This window comes from Saccharothrix tamanrassetensis (genome assembly GCF_014203665.1).
Classification (GTDB): domain Bacteria; phylum Actinomycetota; class Actinomycetes; order Mycobacteriales; family Pseudonocardiaceae; genus Actinosynnema; species Actinosynnema tamanrassetense.
Genome location: NZ_JACHJN010000005.1, coordinates 481,905 through 501,142, shown reverse-complemented (window position 1 = coordinate 501,142; position 19,238 = coordinate 481,905). Strand labels below are relative to the sequence as shown.

The 19,238-nt window shown below is 71.9% G+C and carries 13 protein-coding genes; 2 read left to right on the top strand and 11 right to left on the bottom strand.

Going from position 1 to position 19,238, the window contains the following annotated elements:
- Positions 1 to 163 precede the first annotated feature (163 nt).
- A complete protein-coding gene (locus tag FHS29_RS18625) occupies positions 164 to 1,000 on the top strand; it encodes a toxin glutamine deamidase domain-containing protein (protein WP_184692018.1) in 837 nt (278 codons plus the stop codon).
- Between the two features lie 68 nt (positions 1,001 to 1,068).
- On the opposite strand, the gene FHS29_RS18620 is transcribed toward FHS29_RS18625, so the two are convergent.
- The 4 genes from FHS29_RS18620 to FHS29_RS18605 all read right to left on the bottom strand — a co-directional run bounded on the left by FHS29_RS18620 (position 1,069) and on the right by FHS29_RS18605 (position 4,234).
- Positions 1,069 to 1,476, bottom strand: a complete 408-nt coding sequence (locus FHS29_RS18620; RefSeq protein WP_246440446.1) for a four-helix bundle copper-binding protein — start codon at positions 1,474 to 1,476, stop codon at positions 1,069 to 1,071.
- Positions 1,477 to 1,579: 103 nt separating this feature from the next.
- Positions 1,580 to 3,361: a thiamine pyrophosphate-requiring protein gene (locus FHS29_RS18615; RefSeq protein ID WP_184692016.1), complete on the bottom strand. Its 1,782-nt coding sequence runs from the start codon at positions 3,359 to 3,361 to the stop codon at positions 1,580 to 1,582.
- Positions 3,358 to 3,525 carry a hypothetical protein gene (locus tag FHS29_RS18610; RefSeq protein ID WP_184692405.1) on the bottom strand — a complete coding sequence of 56 codons (168 nt, stop codon included), beginning with the start codon at positions 3,523 to 3,525 and terminating at the stop codon, positions 3,358 to 3,360. The genes FHS29_RS18615 and FHS29_RS18610 overlap by 4 nt, the downstream gene beginning before the upstream one ends.
- A 94-nt stretch (positions 3,526 to 3,619) precedes the next feature.
- On the bottom strand, positions 3,620 to 4,234 hold the full coding sequence (locus FHS29_RS18605; RefSeq protein WP_184692014.1) for a flavodoxin family protein: 615 nt from the start codon (positions 4,232 to 4,234) through the stop codon (positions 3,620 to 3,622).
- Positions 4,235 to 4,505: 271 nt separating this feature from the next.
- On the opposite strand from FHS29_RS18605, the gene FHS29_RS18600 reads away from it, so the two are divergent.
- Positions 4,506 to 4,715 (top strand): DUF2795 domain-containing protein, encoded by a 210-nt coding sequence (locus FHS29_RS18600; protein ID WP_184692012.1) that lies wholly within the window; start codon positions 4,506 to 4,508, stop codon positions 4,713 to 4,715.
- Between the two features lie 112 nt (positions 4,716 to 4,827).
- On the opposite strand, the gene FHS29_RS18595 is transcribed toward FHS29_RS18600, so the two are convergent.
- From FHS29_RS18595 to FHS29_RS18565, 7 genes are all read right to left on the bottom strand, one after another.
- Positions 4,828 to 5,367, bottom strand: coding sequence for an EF-hand domain-containing protein (locus FHS29_RS18595; protein ID WP_184692010.1), 540 nt, complete (start codon positions 5,365 to 5,367; stop codon positions 4,828 to 4,830).
- 297 nt (positions 5,368 to 5,664) lie between these two features.
- Positions 5,665 to 7,767, bottom strand: a complete 2,103-nt coding sequence (locus tag FHS29_RS18590; RefSeq protein ID WP_376774445.1) for an ATP-binding protein — start codon at positions 7,765 to 7,767, stop codon at positions 5,665 to 5,667.
- Between the two features lie 849 nt (positions 7,768 to 8,616).
- On the bottom strand, positions 8,617 to 9,435 hold the full coding sequence (locus FHS29_RS18585; protein WP_184692008.1) for a hypothetical protein: 819 nt from the start codon (positions 9,433 to 9,435) through the stop codon (positions 8,617 to 8,619).
- A gap of 183 nt (positions 9,436 to 9,618) precedes the next feature.
- Positions 9,619 to 11,367, bottom strand: coding sequence for an acyl-CoA dehydrogenase (locus tag FHS29_RS18580; RefSeq protein WP_184692007.1), 1,749 nt, complete (start codon positions 11,365 to 11,367; stop codon positions 9,619 to 9,621).
- Entirely contained in the window at positions 11,354 to 17,035 is a 5,682-nt protein-coding gene (locus FHS29_RS18575) for an SDR family oxidoreductase (RefSeq protein ID WP_184692005.1), read from the bottom strand. Before FHS29_RS18575 ends, FHS29_RS18580 begins: the two co-directional genes overlap by 14 nt.
- On the bottom strand, positions 17,032 to 18,381 hold the full coding sequence (locus tag FHS29_RS18570) for an acyltransferase domain-containing protein (RefSeq protein ID WP_184692003.1): 1,350 nt from the start codon (positions 18,379 to 18,381) through the stop codon (positions 17,032 to 17,034). The genes FHS29_RS18575 and FHS29_RS18570 overlap by 4 nt, the downstream gene beginning before the upstream one ends.
- Before the next feature lie 31 nt (positions 18,382 to 18,412).
- Positions 18,413 to 19,237 (bottom strand): SDR family NAD(P)-dependent oxidoreductase, encoded by an 825-nt coding sequence (locus tag FHS29_RS18565; RefSeq protein ID WP_184692001.1) that lies wholly within the window; start codon positions 19,235 to 19,237, stop codon positions 18,413 to 18,415.
- Between the last annotated feature and the right edge of the window lies 1 nt (position 19,238).

The window sequence follows — 19,238 nt, the reverse complement described above, 5'->3', positions numbered from 1 at the left end:
CCCACAGCCGCGCCCGGTGGTGTGCCCTCGGTGTGCCCTCGCGGTCATCCCGGCGGGCCGGGCACGCCCGAGAGGCTTGGGGGAAAGCGAGGAGGACTCGATGCACGACACTGAACGAGACGACGCGCCGCGTCGTGTGCCCACCCAAGTCCGTTCGGAGCCGGTGTCCGACAGGCGAGGGCACTCCCCCGGCCTGCCGGCGCCCGAGGCGGTGCTGGCGCTCCAACGAACCGTGGGCAATACCGCTGTGGCACGTCTGCTGACCCGACGGCGCACCCCCACGTCCCCCGCCGTCGCGGTCCAGCGGGTGCACGACCGCGACCAGGTCCTCGACAGCCTGCCGGCGGTCCGCGCGGAGGCGGGACTGGCCGAGGTGCCCCAGGCGTCGCAGGACGCGTTGGAGCACCAGTTCCCCAAGAAGGGCGGTGCGTTCAAGCAGTTCCCCCGGCCGGTGGACAAGGCGTTCCTGATCGGCCGTCTACGACCGGCGGACTGGGTGCGGGCCCTCAACAGCAACCGGGAAGACAGCCCGGAGTTCCGGCGCAACTGCGTCGACGCCGCTCGGGCGTTCCTGTCCTCGTGGCACGGCCGGCCGACGCCCGCCACCGCCCTGAGCGACTCCGAGGGGATCGAAGCGAACGGTCCCGAGCGCATCAAGAACTGGTTGGGAGCGGGGTGGAGCACCTCCTCGTGGGCCGACACCGGGGCGAAGCTCAAAGATGCGCAACACGGCGCGATCGCCGTCGTCTCGTTCCGACCCGTCAAGCCACCGAACGACCAGGGCGATGTGGCGGGTCACGTGGTGGTCGGTGTCAACCACAAGAAGACCGTCTACTGGATAGACCCCCAGATGGCCCGTGTTTCCAAGACACCGCTGTACGCGGCGTCGGGCTTCTTGATGTCGATCGTGCTGACCGGGGACTTCCAGCAGGTCGACCCGCCAATGGACTACAGCGATCCGCACGCCGCCAGCAGGATGGCCGAACAACAGCAGTCGTGACCCAGCCTTCCCTCCGTCAGTCCGGGGTGGGTCACCGTTCGGCGCGGGCGGACGTGTCGCGGGCCCTGTCAGTCGATGGTGGCGAGCAGGTCGCGGCACGCCCGCTCGCAGGCCCGGCACGCCTCGGCGCAGATGCGGCAGTGCTCGTGCATCTCCGCGTGCGAACCGCACTCGTCACCACAGGACCTGCACACCGTCGCGCACGCCTCCAGCAGCGACCGGCTGATGTCGGCGTCGTAGCCGGTGTGCCGCGACAGCACCCGCGCGGTCGTGCCGCAGATGTCGGCGCAGTCCATGTTCGTCCGCACGCACTTCGTCAGCTCCGCCACCGAGTTCTCGCTCAGACACGCATCCGCGCACGCCGTGCACGCCTCCGCGCACGCGATCAGCGCGTCGATCGTCGCGGCGAGCTTGCCGCGGTCCAGGTTGATCTCCGCCGGGTAGGTCTCCATCATCGGCATCGTCGTCGTGGTCAACCCGATCACCCCTTCCTCTCCGTCGTGGTCCCATTTCGGCTACCCGCTGGGCCGCTGACGAACCGGGGGTTCGGGTCACCCGGACGGGACCGGACCGGACGGATCACTGCCCATGCCCCTCGGCCGCGCGCTGGCGCCGCAGGTGTTCCCGTTCCGCGTCACCGTCGGGTTCCTGGTCGAGTCCTTTGTGGATCATCTCCACCTTCTCGTCCGGCAGGTGCGGGGCCAGCAGCGGAACCGCCGGGTCCACGACGGCCTCCACGACCACCGGGCGGTCGGCGTCGAACGCCTCGCGCCACGCCTTGGCCACCTGATCCGGTGAGTCGACGCGGATACCGCGCAGGCCGAGCAGCTCGGCGTAGGCGGCGTAGGGGAAGTCGGGCACGCGCTGTGAGGTGGGGAAGCGGGGGTCGCCCTCCATCTCCCGTTGTTCCCAGGTGACCTCGTTGAGGTCGCGGTTGTGCAGCACCAGCACGACGAACCTGGGGTCGGCCCACTGCCGCCACCGGTCGGCGACGGTGATCAGCTCCAGCAGGCCGTTCATCTGCATCGCGCCGTCGCCCACGAGAGCGACGACGGGCCGGTCGGGGGCGTGCAGCTTGGCAGCCAACCCGTACGGCAGGGCACAGCCCATGGACGCCAGGTAGCTGGACGTGTGGGCGGGCGCGCCGACCGGCAGCGCCAAGTGGCGGGCGTACCAGTAGGTCGCCGAACCGACGTCCACGGCGACCTGCACGTCCGTCGGCAGCGCGCCCGAGAGTTCGTGCACCACCGACTCGGGGTTCAGCGGGTCGGCGGACGCACCGGCGCGTTGCCCGGCCACGGCACGCCACCGGGCCACGCTGGTGAACACCCGCTGTTCCCACCTGCGGTCGGGGTTGCGCCGCAGCAGGGGCCGCAGGATCCGCAGCGTCTCGCGGGCGTCACCGACGAGCGCGGCCTCGACCGGGTACTTGCTGCCCACGACGCGGGCTTCGATGTCGATCTGCACGGCGCGCGCTTGGCCGGGTTTCGGGTAGAACTCGGTCCACGGGTCGTTGGAGCCGACGATCAGCAGTGTGTCGCACTCCGCCATCAGCTCGGCGGAGGCGGTGGTGCCCAGGTGGCCCATGACGCCGGTGTGCCACGGCGCGTCCTCGGGGATCACCGGCTTGCCCACCAACGACGCGGTGGCGCCCGCCCCCAACGCCTCGACGACCTGGGCGACCTCGCGCTCGGCGCCGGCCGCACCGCGTCCGATGAGCACCGCCGGCCTGCGCCCGGCGTTGAGCACCTCGGCGGCACGGCGCAGGTCGTCCTCGCGCGGGATGACGCGCGGCCGGGCGGTGACCGCCGAGGACGGCACGACGCCGTGCGTGTGCGGCAGGTCTTCCACGGCGTCGGCGCGCTGCACGTCGTGCGGCACGATCAGGCACGTGGGCACCCGCTCGGAGATGGCGGTGCGCATGGCGTTGTCCAGCAGCACGGGCAGTTGCTCCGGTGCGAACACCGTCTGGAGGTATTGCCCGCAGACGTCCTTGAACAGCGAGTGCAGGTCGACTTCCTGGAGGTAGCCGGTGCCCAGCGCGGTCGACACGACCTGGCCCACGATCGCCACCACCGGGCGGCGGTCGAGCTTGGCGTCGTACAGACCGTTGAGCAGGTGGATCGCGCCCGGTCCCTGGGTGGCCAGGCACACGCCGACCTCACCGGTGTACTTGGCGTGCCCGCAGGCCATGAAGGCGGCCATCTCCTCGTGCCGGGTCGGCACGAACTCCGGATCGCCGCCGGCCCGGTGCAGGGCGGCCAGGATCGGGTCGATGCCGTCGCCCGCGTATCCGAACACCCTGGGCACGTTCCACGTGCGCAACCGTTCGACCAGCGCGTCCGCGACCGTGCCGCTCATGCGGCGTCCAGGACGGTCGTCGGCCGGACTTCGTCACGCCGGTCGGAGGTCTCGCGAGTCCCGATCGCGTTGCCGCGCACGATCGCGTCGCCCGGTTCCGGGTTCTCCGGGCCGGGCACCTCGTCCCAGCGGATGTCCCCGGTCCCTCGCCACACAGCCTTCACCGCAGTCGCCTCCTCATCGCGGGCCCCGTCGCCGAATTCCCGTGGCAGCACCCCCGAAACACCGTTCTCGCCGGATCGGTGGCCGCGGGGCCGGTCACTCCACGGGCGGGTATTGGGCCTGCTTGAGCAGCCGCGCCAGGTGCACGGCGTTGCTCGCCAGCTTCTTGTTGGTCGTGGCGACGGCGTCCGGGGTCTGCTCCAGTTCGACGTAGTCCTTGGGCACCATCGCCTCCGAGTTCCAGTACGTCCCGCCACTGGCCGGGATGGTGAACCCGATGTCGTTGAGCGCCTGGAAGCAGTCGGCGATGATCTTGTGCGCGCCGTCCTCGTTGCCCACCACCGCCACCACGGCGACCTTGCCGTACATCGACGGACGGCCCTGGTCGTCGGTCTCGGACAGCTCGGCGTCCAGCCGCTCCATCACCCGTTGGGCGACGCTGGACGGGTGCCCGACCCACGTCGGGGTGGACAGCAGCAGGATGTCCGCGGCCAGGATGCGCTCACGGATCCGCGGCCACTGGTCGCCGCCACCCATGTCGGTCTGCACCCCCGGGCGCACGTCGAAGTCCACCACGCGGACCAGGTCACCCTCGACACCGTGGCTCGCGAGCTCGTCCAGCACCTGTCGGGCGATCTTGTCGCTGCTCGACGGTTCGGGCGACGGCTTGAGCGTGCAGGTCAGCGCGAGCGCGGTCAACGAAGAAGTCATACACCGGTGCTACCCACGCCGCGCCGCTCCAATCGGCACCGAGGCGCACAAACCCCGGTCGTGTGCCCGCCTGCCCGGTTTCCGCCGGTGTCGCGGTCCCGGCACCGGAGAAAAGGGGTCAACCCACCGTGCGCAGTCGACTCGGCCGGCCCGTCCCGTGACCGCGGCTCCTGTCACACGACGGGTTCCCCATCACACCGGTCGGAACGTGTCGGGACGCCGATGCCGGGTAACCGGGGTGCGACCGACGAGACGGGTGAGAGGCAGGGCCATGAGCGACACGACAACGGTGGGCCGGTTGCGCAACGTGCTGGGTGATGTCGTCTACCCGGCGGACAAGGGGCAGTTGGTCGACCACGCGTCGCGCAACAACGCGGACGAGGACACCGTGCACGCGTTGCACTCGATCCCGGAACACCGCTACGAGTCCTTCGACCAGGTGGCCGATGCGGTCGCGATCGACCAGCGGCGCGACGCCTGACCGCCGGCCCGCCCAGGCGGGAGCATGCAGACACAGTGAACTCGCGCCGGTAGTGAACGGCAAGAGACGTGGCGAGGAGATGCGGCTGCTGTAACGACCCCCGACTACCTGGTCAGTCGCCGCTGACCATGCGGGCGCCCTTCGCCGACTCGTCGGTCGCCGTGAACAGACCTTGCACGTGCGCGGACAGCTCGGCCCAGTCCAGGCGGCCGTCCACGTCCATCGCCCCGAACGCCGCTTCCGCCACCTTCCGGTCGGTGACCCCGCCCCCGCGGTAGATCGCGGCGAGCCCCTCCAGGTCGATGTAGCCGTCACCGTCGTCGTCGGCCGCCTCGAAACACCGCCGCGACGCCGACTCCCACCTCTCCACCAGCACCTCGGTCGTCACCCACCCCGACGTGTGGGCCTCCCGGAACTCCGCCGCGCCCACCACACCGTCCGCGTCCACGTCCGCACCGCGGAGGTAGTCCCAGATGTCCTGGTACCCACCGACCAGACGGCGGGCCTGGGGTGAATCCGCGTCGAGCCCGAACTCCCGCACCACTCCCCCGGCCATCGAGGTGAAATCGTCCTTGCTGATCCCGCCGTCGCCGTCCACGTTGAGGATCGCGAAAACCCGGTCGATGTTGTCGAGCCGAACCCGATCCGACATGGTGAGGACCTCTTCCGTCGATGATCCGAACGTCTGGGAACGCAGCCTAGCCACAGACCGCTGCAATCCGGCAGCGGGAAAAGGGTGCACCCCTCACCCAATGTGATTGCCTTCCATATCTCGACGATAACCACGAGTGGCATTCACCGCAAAATTTCACCGAGAAGCTCATATCGTTACTCCACACCTGGTGGCAGTGGGTGAATCGCAGGCGGTACAGGTCGCTGAAGAACCCCTCAAGGAGGGGACGCGCGTGGCCATCCCCGGCAATCGTGCAGGAGGCGGCGACTTCGACGATCAGGTGCTGGTGGCATTGTCGAGGTTGTCGAGGTTGTCGAGTTGGTGTTGGAGGCGTTCAGCGTCGGTGTCGCGGCCTTGTTGCCGGTACAGCTCCAGTGCCTCCCGCCAGGCCGCGCGGGCGCGGTCGTGTTGTCCGAGGGCGGCGTGGGGGTGGCCGATGTTGTCGAGGGTGTCCGCCACCTGGTAGGTGTTGCCGAGAGTGCGGAACAGCGTGAGGGCCTGGTGGTAGTGGTTGACGGCCTGGTGGTGGTCGCCGGTGCGGTGGGCGATGAACCCGAGACTGTCGAGGGTGTCCGCTTCGCCTGTGGGGTTGTGGTGGTGTCGGTGCAGTTTGAGGGCGGCGTGGCAGTGGTCGCGGGCGATGTCGAACTCGCCTAAGCGTGCTGCGAACCAGCCCGCCAGGTTGAGCGCTTCGCCTTCCCTCACCGGCCGGTCGAGGGTGCGCTGGAGGTCGAGGGCGTGTCGGGCGTGGTTTAGGGCCCGCCAATCGTCTCCTCGTGCTCCCCAAGCAAACGCGAGCGACCGGTGGTTGTGTAGCTGCTCAGTGCTGTCGCGGTGGCGCACGGCCAGAGCGAGGGCCTGGTTCAGGTGCCCGGTGGCCTCCTCGTGCAAGCCCAGCCGCGAGCAGGCGTGTCCAAGGAGCCGGTGGGTGCGGCTGCGGGTGGTGGGGTCGGGCAGGTGTTCGGCGGCGTCCAGCGCGGCCTGCCACGAAGCGAGCGCGTCGTGCAGGTGCCCCCGCCGGATGTGAAACGTGTCGAGCGCCCAGGCGAGGTGCCAGACGACGTGGTGGCGGCCGAGGGCGCCGGCGGCGCGCTGGGTGGCCAGGAGGGTGGCGTGCTCGGCATCCAACCAGGCCATGCCCGACGCAGCGTCGGGCAGCGGGAGCGGGTGGACGCCGGGCGCGGGCGGGTCGGGCCGCAGGAGCGGGCCGTGGGGGTCCAGGAGGCGGTCGGCGGTGTGGGCGGTGTGCAGGTGGAAGTCGATCACCCGCGCCAGTGCCGTCTCCCGCACGTCGTTGGGCAGGTCGTGGGCGGTGGTGGCGGCGTAGTCACGGACAAGGTCGTGCATCACGTACCGGCCCCGCGGCCGCCGCTCGACCAGGGAGGCCTCCTCCAGTGCCGATAAGTCTTTGCGTGCGCGGGCCGGGGGCAGGCCGGTGAGAGCGACCGCGGCGGGCAAGGTCGTATCCGTGCCGGGAGCGATACCCAACAGCCCGAACAGTGTGCGCTGTTGGTCGGTGAGCCGGCGCAGGGACCAGGACAGCACGGTGGGCAGGCTCGCGGCGGGATCGGTGTCGTGGTCGAGCATTTCCAGGCCCAGCTCGCGCAGCTCGGCGGCGACCTCGGCCAGCGGGACGCCGGGCCGGGTGGCGGCGTTGCGAGCGGTGATCGACAGAGCCAGCGGGTAGCCCTCGCACAGGTCGACCAGGTCGTCAACGGCGTCGGGTTCGGCGGCGGCGCGGTGGCCGCCGAGGCGTGCGGCCAGCAGGGCGCGGGCCTCGGCGCGGGTGAGCACGTCGAGGGTCAGTTGGCGGGCGCCGTACCGGTCGATCAGGGAGGCCAACCGGTGGCGGCCGGTGACCAGCACGGTGCACGTCGGGCTGCCCGGCAGCAGCGGGACTACCTGGCCGGCGGTGGCGGCGTTGTCCAGCACCACCAGCATCTGCCTGCCCGCGACCAGACTCCTGTACAGCGCCGCCTGGGCGTCGAGATCGGTCGGGATGCGGCCGGGGTCGACCCCCAGGGCGTCGAGGAACCCGCGCACCGCCACCCCGGACTCCATCGGCTCACCCGCGGGGCTGAACCCGCGCAGGTCCACGAACAACTGCCCGTCCGGAAACCGGTCCAGATGCCGGTGCGCCCACGCCAGGGCCAGCCAGGTCTTGCCGATCCCCCCGGCCCCACCGATCGCCGAGACCACCACCGTCGCACCCGCGACAGGCAAATCACCGGGCGGGTCGGCGGCGACCTGTCCACGCACGGCGATGTCCCGCCCCTCCTGTGCGGCGGCGGCCAAGGCGCGGTCCAGCCCGGCCAGCTCCACCACCCGCCCCGCGAACAACCCGGGCGCGGCGGGAAGTTGGCGCGGCACCACCGGCACGGGCGGCGACCTCACATTGAAGTTCACATCGCCGCGCACAACACCGGCCTGCACCACCCCGCCCACAACACCGGACGCGGTGTTGCGCACACCAGGGCCCCCTGCGCCGCCGGGCTGTTCCGGCTCTGGCGTCATCACCGGAAGACACCTCCCTGGTCGGGTCGACGGCTGGTGAGTCCCAGCGTTCCCCCGAACGCACCGATCCCCTACGCACAACGACGGCCCCACCGGCTCACGCGGGATCCAATCGACAAGGTCGTCGTTCCCGCGCGGTTCCGTAGATCTCATTCTGCGGTCGGCGGTCACGACGGCCACAGCGTCGACCGTTGTTTGAAATCATCTTCGCGGCACGCGGGCCGGACTCCGCGACGAATGCTTCCGGCTGGAGCGGCAATCGGACAGAATCCCATACGCAACTCAGGTCCACAGGTGGAAGTCGCCGTGACCATGACGATTCTCGACATTGGTACCGCCGTGGTGGCGGTCTGACCACACTCAGTAGACCGAGAAACCCGAGGCACTGGTTCCGGCTGCGTTTAGGGGAAAGACCATTCGCCTCGGGGTGACCGGTGGCGGTGTGCCTTGCCCTTGGCCACGGAGGGCGCGGACGCTGACTGCCGAGGGTGCTGTTCGGATCCGGCGCCCTGGTTCACCAGCGCCGGACAAAAGACCCCAGACCCCGGTCATCGGATCACCCCCGCAGGTCCGCGGCATCAACTCGGACCCAATCCACGGGTGGAGATTGACCATGACAACAACAGTGCGCGTCACCACGGTCGGTCGGTTCGGCCGGGCTTTGATCGGTTTGGGCACGGTGGCCGGGTTCGCCCTGGTGGCGCCCGGCACGGCTCAAGCGATCCCGCCGGGCTGCACGCAGACCGGCGACAACTTCGTCTGCACGGCCGATATCCCCGTCGGTGACGTCCTCACCGGCACCGCGGTCAACAACGTCATCACCATCACCGGCGGCCCGGTCAACGGCTTCGAAGGGAACGACACGATCATCGTCACCAAGGTCACGGGCGTCGCGGGTCCGAACGGCGCTCCCGGTGCCAACGGCACCGCGGGCACCCCGGCGGCAACTGCGGCGTCGGGACCTCTGGCGGTGCCGCGGTCGGCAGCACCGGGGTCATCGACGGCGGCGCGGGCACCGCCCGCATCACCGTCACCGGCGGCGCGGGCGGCAACGACGGCGCCACCGCAGGCGGCGCGGGCGCAGGTGGCATCGGCGGCGCCGCCGGTGTCGGTGGTACCGGCGACTCCGGGACCGTCAACGGCGGCACCGCCGACGCCGGTGCCGACACCCTCAAGGCCAACGGTGGCCTCGGTGGCGACGGCGGTGTCGGCGGCAGGGGCGGTGTCGGCATCAGCGCCACCCAACCCGGTGGCGCCGATGGCGTCGGCGGAGCGGGCGGCGCCGGTGGTATCGGCAACTCCGGAGCCGTCAACGGCCAGCTCGGCAACGGCGGCAACGGGTGCAACGGCCCCGACGGCGCAGGTGGGCTCGGCGGCGCCGCGGGCGCCAGCGGCCTGGGCAACACCGGCACCGTCGAAGCCGGCACCACCGTGGTCAACGGATCCCCCGGCCTCGTCGGCCCCAACGGCGTAGCCGGCGTCAGCAACGGTGGCGTCTGCTCCTGCTGATCGACAGCAGTGACGCGGGACCACTCAGCTCCTGTGTTCCCGGCTCCACCGGGAACACAGAACCCGGCGGGCAATGAGTCGGGTCACCGTACAGTTCGGAAGGTTCTTTCACTTCGACGGTCCGGCCGACGCCATGCGAACCTGGGTGATGTCGGCGACCGAACCGAGCACGGTTTCATCGAGATCTTACGAAGTCGACCGCACACCTCACCGCGTGACGCGGCGGGCGAGTAGGGGCTCGGGGACGTCGAGGAGTTGTGGCAGCGCTCCGATCGTCGACTGCACGCGGTCGCACAGCTCGTTGTCGAGATCGGCCAGCCGGCGCACCTGATCCGGCCGCAACAACCCTTCGCAGAGGTACCAGGCCGCGTGCTCGGACACCTCGGCCAAGGCGTGCATCGCGCCGAGAGCGCGAGCCGCTCCCGCCACGGCCGCTGGGTGGTCCCGCACCGCGTCGAGCACGGCCTCGACCATCAGTCGCGCCACGTGCGCTCCCACCACCTCGTTGCCCAACAGGCTGCGGTTGTTCCACGCGTCGAACGCCCCTTGGCCCCGCCGGCGAGCCAGCCGCACACCAGCGGTCAGCCTGTGGTGCAGGCGGCGTTCCCGCGTGCGGATCAGGCCGAGCCACAGTCGCGGGTCGAACAGGTCCTCCACGTCGGAGACGTCCTCCTCCGGTGGAGGCGTGTAGTGCCGGCCGTCCGCCATGCCGCGAGCGGCTTCGAGCACGATGAGGTAGCTGTCCCCCGCCGCCGGACCGAGCATGTGGGCCATTCCCTGGTAGTCGACCCAGCGGCCGGTGGTGAACACGCCGTGGGCTCCGCAGCGCCGCCCGGACTCGGCGACGATCCGGTCCGCCAGCCGGGCGGCGATCGCCTTCGTCAGGCCGTAGGTGCGGTTCAGCCCGGGTCCGGGCGTCCACGCGGAGTCCTCCTCGCCGCCCGGCCGACCGGCCGCGGATCGGACGCGGGCGGCTTTGACCTTGTCGACCAGGCACGTCAGCGCGTAGCAGTCCGCCACAGCGGCGAACAACGGCCGCTGGTGCGCGCGGTGGTCCAGCACGGCCCTCTGAGCGGTGAACGTCGATGCGGTGACACGGTTCTCCGCGTGCCGGAGGGCGTTGCGGACACCGGCTCGGGCGACCGCGGCCAGCGCCACCGCCGAGGCCACCCAGGCGTTGTGCCGGATCTCCAGCGCCCGCCGGAGCCGCCGGTCGGGACCGCCGAGGGGATCGTCCAGGACTCCGTCGGCGTCGAGGCGGGCATCGTCGGACAACAGCGCGGTGCGTGGCAGGCGCAGTCGGTCGAACTCGACCAACGCGTAGTCCAGGGGCAGCAGGGGCGCCTCGGGCAGGGCGATGACGCGGATCCCCGGCGGAACCCCGTCCGCTGTGCGGATGCGTGCGACGAAGGGGAACACCCCGTGGTCACGGCCCCGCACGCGGAGCCTGGCGTACACCACCCCGAGCTTCGGCGCTCCGGGCAGCCCGACGTTCGGCATGAACTTCCGGGCCGCTTCGTCGGGGGTGCGCACCACGAACTCCCCGGTGGCCGCGTCGTACTCCGCCTCGGTCCGGATGTCGAGGTGGCTGTTGCCCCGGCCCGCCTCGGTCACCAGCAGAGCGCCGAAGCTGGACAGGTCGTCGAGTTCCCGGACGTGGTCCTCGGCCCGGTCGCCGGCGAACTCGACCACCGCGCCCAGGCCGAGGCAGACGTGCAGCGTCAAGGCCAGGAACACCGACGGGTCGGCGATCGCCACCCACTCCAGCAGGGTGAACAGCCTGGGCAGGTCGCGTAGCAGGGCACTGCCCGGCGGCAGGTGTTCGCCGACGACCCGCAGCCGGTCGTAGGTCAGCGCGCAGCGCCCGTCGTAGTCGAGCCGGTCGCGAGGCCGGAACACCTCGTGCCGGAACAGCTTCTCGAGCGTCTCCCGGAAGTCGTCGTCAACCGGCGACATGACCGACCTCCCGCTCCGCCGACGCGACCTGTACGGCGTGCACGCCATGCACCCGCACCAGTGGTGTGCCGTCCGGTGCCAGCGCGGTGGCTCCCGTCGTGTCGGCGACGACCACCAGGTGGCCACCGTGCCGGTCGAGCAGTTCGACGTCGTTGTGACAGGTGAGGAAGTCCACGCGGTCCACGGCGGTCGGTATGGGCAAGGGCCCGGCGGCGCTGTTCGCGATGAGCGCGCACTGGACCAGACCGTCCACCAGCAGCACCGGCAGGCGCAAGCCCGCGAACCGCTCGATCCACTGGTCCAGCGCCGGCCGGAAGCGCGCTCGTGCCCGGCCCCGTCCGGCGCGCACGTCGGTCAGGCAGGTGAACGGTGGGTCGAGTGCGACCGGTCCTGCCGCGTCGTACCGGAACCCCGATCCGGGCAGCGGCGCGGTGTGCCGGTCCAGCCCACGTCCGGGTGCGTGTCCGAATACCTGTCCGGGTGCAGGTCCAGGTGAAGGTCCGGGTCCGGGTCCGGGTCCGGGTGGGGGTGCGGGTCCGGGTGCGGGCTGGTGCCCGCCGAACACCACCGCGGCCTCCGCGTGCAGTCGGTCCCGGCGCAGCACCCGGCCGTCGCGCGCGACGACATCGCCGGTCAACCGGACCCGTGCCACGCCCGGCCCGTCGTCCGAGACCTCGATGTAACAGGTCCCGCCGGGTCCGTCCTGGATCGTGATCGGCGCGTGGAACACCAGCCCGGTCACGGCCACGGGTGCGCCCTCGTCCCTGCCGTGCAGACCTGCCGCCACCGCCGGCTCACAGATCCACGCTCCGGGCAGCGTCGGCGCGCCGTGCAGCCGGTGGCTCCGGAAGTAGTCGTCGAGTGCCGGGTGCGGTCGCCAGGTCAGGCCGCGCCCGTCCGCGCTCGGCGACACCTCGACCGCGTGCCGGCGGGTGGTCGTCAGCAACCGCTTCTCCGCGGCACCGAGGTAGGTCACCTCGGGGTCGGTCATCCCCCGGCGCAGCTCGTCGAGCACCAGGGTGACGCCTTCCCGGTCCGACAGCCCGGTGAGTGCGTTCCGACTGCGCAGGAGGTCCCGGACGAGGGGCACGGCCGCGAAACCGGACTCGTCCCACAGGGGCGACCCGAACGTCGCTTCGCGGCTGCCCCGCATCGCGGCCTGCCACTGCGCCGCGACGCCGAGGACGTCGTTGGCCGAGCAGTAGTCCGCCTCGCCCGGCCAGCCGAGCACCGCCAACAGGGAACCGATGTTGAGCCAGCGCTCCGGGCGTCGGTCCGCGAAGGCGGTGTGCAGGTTGAGGTAGGTCAGCACCTTGGTGTCGCGGACGGTGCGCATCGTATCCAGCGAGGTCGTGGTGACCAGCCCGCCCGAATGCGCGCCGGCCGCGTTGACCAGCAGGTCCACGGCGGGGTGTGCGGCCAGCACCCGCCCGACCGCCGCGCGGGTCTGTTCCGGGTCGGTGAGGTCGCAGCCGATGAAACGGACCCGGTCGTCTCCGCAGCGCTCGGCGAGCCGCCGCACGGTGTCGGCCGTGGATGACGCCGCGGCCAGTCGGTCGTACTCGACCGACAGCCGCGCCGCACCCGCTTCGGGACGTTCGCGGAGTTGTTCGGCGAGGAAGGCCGCGCGGGACGGCAGGCGGGTGCTCACGGGCGCGTGGCGGCCCAACAGGTACACCGCTTCCGGGTCCGTCTCCTCGACCAGCCGCGTCAGCAGTCGCGCTGTCAGGCCCCGCGTGCCTCCCGCCGCCACGACGACCCCGCCGCGGGGCAGGCCTCCGTTCAGGTCTGGCGTCGCGTCCGGGACCGGTTGGTACTCCATGCGCCGACCGGACGCGTGGACCACCACGGCGAGGTCGTGTGCTCTGGCGGACTCGTCGCCGAGCAGTTCCAACGCCGCCCCGGTGTCGTGCAGATCGGTCGCCACGGCGAAGACCAAGGCGGAAGGCGCCTCCCTCGCCAGCGCCTTCACCAACCCGGTGAAGGGGCCGGTCGCCGGGTGGGGCACGCCCGACCGGACCGCGCCGGTCAAAAGGACCGCATAGGACGAGTCCCGCCCTCCGCGCCACCGCTTGGCGGCCAGGAACGCCATGTCGTGCGAGCCGCGCAGCCCGGCGAGGGCGGAGAGGTCCGTCGGCGGTCGCGTGTCGGCGTCCAGTCCCACCAGGACTCGGACGTGCTCGGACGGCGGGTCGTCCGGGAGCAGACCGGTCAGCTCGTCGGCGTCCGGGAGCGGCCCCGGCCCGGTGGCGGGTGCGACGACCACCCGGACGTCACGGGGCAGGGTGATGCCGTCGAGCAGGCCGGGAGCGGACACCACCAGCAGGCAGCCCGGGGGCAGCGGCGGCAGCGCCGGCCGGATCCGGCGCGGCCTGGTCGGGTGCAACCGGCGAACGGCTCTCGTCACCCTGGCCGGTACGGTCAGCTCCACCTGGGTGCCCCGGGCGGAGGCCGCGCCGATGGTCGTGCGCCCGCTGCCGCCGACCAGCTGCGCGAGCAGGCCCACCACCGGATCCGCGCCGAGGTAGGTGCGCCCGGAACCGGCCAGCGGCGCGCGCAGGCGCGGCCTCGTGGCCGGATCGGTCGGCCCCACCCTGCTGCGCAGCCGCCCGAGCACCGGCAGCGACTCGGCCCGTGCGGTCGACTCGCGGGCCAGCACGACCACGAACGCGCCTTCGGCCGGCTGGTCGGTCTCACCGGCCGAGGCCAGCACCTCGCGGAACTCGTCGGTGCTGTTGCCGTTGACGCCCGCGACCACCACGACGTCGAGATCGCCGTGCCGCAGGTACCGCTCCGCCGCGCGCAACGCGTCCAGGCCCGAGTCGGGTCCGCCGTCGACCGTCGCGTTGAGGCCGTGGAAGTCCCAGGCGCCGGCCAGGCGGGCGGGGATGATGTTCGGCATGATGCCGGGGAAGGAGTCCTCGGTGCTGGAGGAGATCAGCGCGCGCACGTCGGCCGCCAGCCGGTCGAGTGACGGCCGCAGGTCCGCGTCGTGCTCGGGCAGGTCTGCCAGCGCCCGGTCCAGGTCGTCGAGGTAGCACCTCAGCGCGTAGTGCACGGCGCGGCGGGTCGGTCCGGTGTGCCCGACGACCACTCCCGCCGTGTCGTGCAGACGGGCGAGCGCCGCGCGCACGGGGGCGTCCAGCTTCGCTGCCGCTCTCAGCACCATGATCTGCGTGCGGTCCATGTTGCGCAGGGTCGCCGGCGGCAGCTTGACCTCCTGCCAGCCGGGTAACGGGTAGTCGTCGCCGAATCCCGGTGCGGGCGCCCGGCCGGTGCCGCGCAACCATGCGTCGGGGTCGTCGTCGCCGGGCAGGTCGGCGGCCCAGCCCACGATGGCGACGTCCTCGTCCGCCACGGGGTCGCGCGCGGATCCGATCCGGTCCCCGTTGTCCTGGTCGTCCTCGGTGAGCACCAGGTGCGCGTTGGTGCCGCCGAACCCGAAGGAGGAGATGCCGACGTGGCGCGGTCGCCGTGCCGCGTCGGCGGCGGACCGACCGGCACGGGAAGCTCGTGGGATGCCGCGTGCCGGGTGCTCGGCCGGCGGCGTGAACCGACTCGTCGCCACGGCGGGGATCACGTTGTGCAGGTAGGGCTGGACGGGCACCTCGTCCCTGGCCAGGCCGGACAGCGCCTGGCTGACCGAGACCAGGCCCGCGGCCCAGCCGGTGTGCCCGACGACCGCCTTGTTGGACGACAGCAGAGCCGGACCGCCGCGGGCGGCGACGTCGCGGAGCGCGATCAGCTCCGTGCTGTCCCCGGCTTTCGTGCCGGTCGCGTGCGCGATCACCCAACCGACGTCCGAGGCGTCCACTCCGGCCGAGCCGTAGGCCCGGCGCAGCGCGATCGCCTGTCCGGGCGCGCTCGGTGCGTAGACCGCCTTGCCGCCGCCGTCGCAGGACAGGCCGATCCCGTCGACGATCCCGAGCACCCGGTCGCCGTCCGCGCGAGCGCGGTCGAGGCGTTTGAGCACCACCACGCCGGCCCCGTCGGAGAACAGCACACCGTCCGCGCCCCGGTCGAAGCACCGCACGGCGCCGGAGCGGGAAAGCCCCTGCAACTTCGAGAACAGCACGAGGTTCCGTGCGCTGTAGGCGAAAGCGCCGCCGCACACCGCCACCTCGGCACTGCCCTCCCGCAACGCCTTCACCCCGAAGTCGATGGCGTACAGGGACGACGAGCACGCGGTGTCCACCATCAGCAGTTCCGTCTCGTCGGGCAGCAGCCCGGCGATGGCGTTGCGCCCCACGCGATGCGGCAGGCACTCGTGCGGCGGCTGACCGAGCCGGTCGTAGCGCTCGCGCAGCAGGCGGACGGCGTGTCGCGGCAGCCTGGCGCCGAGACGGCGCAGGTAGCCGGACAGGACCAGGTGCCCCTCCAGTTCCTGGCTGCCGTCCGCGGTGTACCCGAACGCGGCGAAGTACCGGTCGTCCGCGCGGCGGCGCACGTCCTGCAACGCCGTGTGCAGGCAGTGCCGCAACCAGACCGTGGTGGACTCGCGGCTCAGCGCCGGGTCGTCCGCCAGCTCCGCTTCGAGCCGGGGATGCGGCCGGAAGTCGGTGATGAACCCGGATTCCCGCGTGTAGGTCTTGTCGTCGGCGGCCGGATCGGCGGAGTGGAACGACTCCACGTCGAACAGCCGAGGTCGGCCGAAGACGTTGCGGCCCTCCGACAGCACCTTCCACAGTTCGTCGGCGTCGTTCGCACCGGGGGTGACCACGCCGACGCCGACCACCGCCACCGTCGCCGTGGTCGGGATGGCCGCCACCTCGGATCGCATGGCGACCGGCGTCGGGGTCCGGATCGGGGCCGGAGCCGGGATCGGGGTCGTGACGGGGACGCCGTCTGCCGGCTCGACCGGTGCGGGTTGCCTTGTCGGGCGAGGGGACAGCAGCGCCGCACCCAAGGAGAGCCCGCCGTCGGCGACGACCGTCTGACCGGTGATCCACGAGGCGGCGGGTGACGCCAGGAACACCACCAGTTCCGCCAGTTCCTCCTCACGGCCGAGCCGGTGCCCCAGCGGGGTCGCCTCCCGCACTCGTTCGGCGAGCCGCTCCGCGTCCGGGAAGAGGGTCGCCACGGTGCCGTCGAGCAGACCGCCGGACGCCGTGTTCACCCGGATGCCGTCGGCGGCGAACTCCACCGCGAGGTAGCGGGTCAACGCCTCGACAGCGGCTTTGGAGGTTCCCACGGTGACGTAGTCGCCGATCACCAGCGAGCTGCCGATCGAGGACAGGTTGACGATCGCGCCCCCGCCCCTGCGTGCCATCAGCGGAGCCGCTCGCCTGGCGCACCAGAGGCTGCCCCGCAGGTTGGTGTCCAAAGCCCGCTGCCAGTGCGACTCGTGGAGTCGCGCCAACGGCAGGAGCGCACCCGACGCCGCGTTGTTCACCAGGACGTCCACTCCGCCGTGCCGTCGGGCGACATCGTCGAACATCGCCTCGACCTGGTTCGCGTCGGCGACCGACGCCCGGATGAGCTCGACCGACGCACCCTCGGCGGTCAGTTCCTCGAAGAGCTTCGGCGCCTCGCCGACGGCGTGGAAGTAGTTGACGACCACGTGCGCGCCGCGGCGGGCGAACGCCCTCGTGATCGCCCTGCCGACCCCGCGGGCGCCTCCGGTGACCAGGACCACCCGGCCGTCGTGGTCGTTCGCCGCGGTGGTCATCCCGTCGACTCCGTCGCGGTCACGTAATCGGCGATCCGGCCGAGCGTCGGGAGCTCCCACACCCTCAGGTCGCCCGCCTGGACGCGCAGGCCGAATCGGCCCACGACCTTGGCCAGCAGTGCGGTCTGCTTGAGCGAATCGACCCCCAACTCGGCTTCCAGCAGCGCGTCCTCGGTGAGCAGCTCGGGCGGGTACTCCAACGCCTGGGCGTAGAGCTGCTGGAGCTGGGCGACGACCCGGGAACGGTCGGGGGCGCTCCCGGCGCGGGCCGGCGGCATGGCCACGCCGACCACTTGCGCCTCCGGGACAGCTTCCGCGTGCCCGCCGGGCCTGACGACGTCGCCGGAGGTCCGGGGCTCGGACCCGGGCGGGTGGGAGCGGCCGTCCGACGCGGACAGCGTCGCGGCGCGCAGTCCTGTCTCCTCCTGGGTTGGGTCGGTCAGCGGTGCGAACGTGCGCACGGCCGGCACGGTCTGCTCGACGCACTTGGTCAGGGCGTTGAGCGCGCCGCTCTCGATGAACGTGGTGCAGCCCATGGCGTGCAAGGAGCGCACGGTCTCGGTGAACCGCACCGGGCGGACGAGGCACTCGGCCAGCGCCTGTCGCAGGTCGTCGTCGTCCGTGTAGCGGCGGCGGTGGATCGGCGAGTACACGGCCTGTCGGAGCGGCTGCCGGCGGATGTCTGCGGTCCTGGCCACGAAGTCGGCCATCGCCGGCCTCATGGAGGGGTGGTGCGAGGCGTACGGCAGGTGCAGGCGCGCGAAGAGGAGGTCCAGTGCCGCGGCGACGCGCTCGGCGCGGTCGAGGTCTTCCAGCGGGCCCGCCACGACCGTCTGCCGTGGAGCGTTGAGACAGCCGATGACGAGGTCCGACTCCCCCAGCACGCCGACCAGGTGACCCGCGGTCGCCTCGTCCGTGCCGATGGCGGCCATGCCGCCGCGCCCTTCCCACGGTGCGAGCGCCGCGGTTCTCGCGCACACCAACCGGACGCCGTCGGCCAGGGTGAACGCGCCCGCCGCCACCAGGGCCGCCATCTCGCCGAAGCTGTGGCCGACCAGCAGCCGGGGGCGCATCCCCTGCGCCGTGAGGATCCGGTACACCGCGAGGGAGACGCCGAAGATGGCCAGTTGGAGCACTTCGGCGGGTTCGGCGAGCAGCTCGCGGACCGGCCGCGGGTCGCCGTCGAACAGGGCCGCGGACACCGACGGCACGCCCGACAGCGCGGCCGTGCGGTCGATCTCCTCGAAAGTGCGGTCCACTTCCTCGTGGGAGTGCCTGGTCTGCCTCAGCACGCCCGCGGAGTAGGCGCCGAGGCCGGGGAACAGGACGACAGGGCGGTCGGACACGGGTATCCCTTCGGACTTCGGTGCCGGCGGTTCAGACGGGGATGCGGCCGTAGCCGAGGAGGTCGAGCATCTGGGGTCCGCCGACGAAGCACGTCGTGCCGCCGTCGGCGACCAGGCAGCTCCCGGTGACCATGCGCGAGGCGTCGCCGGCCAGGTAGACCGCTGCGCCGACGACGTCCTCCGGGTTGCCGAAAGCACGGGAGGGCACGGCCGCCCTCAGCCCGTCGCTGACCGCCGGATCGGCGAAGAACGCGGTGGTCAGATCGGTCCTGACCCAGCCGGGGGCCACAGCGTTCACCCGCACGCCCGCCGACGCCCACTCCGCGGCGAGCGTCCGCGTCAGAGAGATGACGGCGGCCTTGGCCACGGCGTAGTGGGCGAGCATGGGCATGCCCGCCATGCCGGCGACGGACGACATGTTGATCACCGAGCCGCCACCCCGCTCGACCAGGTGCCTGCCGAACGCGCGGCAGACGTGGATCGTCGATTCCAGGTTCAGGCGGAGGACGTGCAGCCAGTCGTCGAACTCCAGGTCGAGGAAGGGGCCCGCGTGCCCGGCGCCCCCGGCGTTGTTGACGACGATGTCCAGCCCGCCGAACTCGGCCAGCGTGGTGGTGGCCGCCCGTCCGACCTGCTCGCCGTCACCGACGTCGCAGGTGAGGACGAGCGCGCGGCGGCCCTGCCGCTCGATCCGGCCGGCGAGTTCCTCCAGCCGGGTCGTGGTCCTGGCGAGCACCGCGACGTCGGCGCCGGCCGCGGCCAAGCCGAGCGCGACGGCTCTGCCGATCCCCCTGGAGGCTCCCGTGACGAGCGCCGTCTTGCCGGTCAGGTCGAACAGGTCGGGAGTGGACGACATG

Coding starts and splice junctions, on each gene's coding strand:
- FHS29_RS18575 (WP_184692005.1), bottom strand. CDS start 17,035: ATGACCACCGCGGCGAACGACCACGACGGCCGGGTGGTCCTGGTCACC.
- FHS29_RS18580 (WP_184692007.1), bottom strand. CDS start 11,367: ATGTCGCCGGTTGACGACGACTTCCGGGAGACGCTCGAGAAGCTGTTC.
- FHS29_RS18595 (WP_184692010.1), bottom strand. CDS start 5,367: ATGTCGGATCGGGTTCGGCTCGACAACATCGACCGGGTTTTCGCGATC.
- FHS29_RS18615 (WP_184692016.1), bottom strand. CDS start 3,361: ATGAGCGGCACGGTCGCGGACGCGCTGGTCGAACGGTTGCGCACGTGG.
- FHS29_RS18600 (WP_184692012.1), top strand. CDS start 4,506: ATGAGCGACACGACAACGGTGGGCCGGTTGCGCAACGTGCTGGGTGAT.
- FHS29_RS18565 (WP_184692001.1), bottom strand. CDS start 19,237: ATGTCGTCCACTCCCGACCTGTTCGACCTGACCGGCAAGACGGCGCTC.
- FHS29_RS18605 (WP_184692014.1), bottom strand. CDS start 4,234: ATGACTTCTTCGTTGACCGCGCTCGCGCTGACCTGCACGCTCAAGCCG.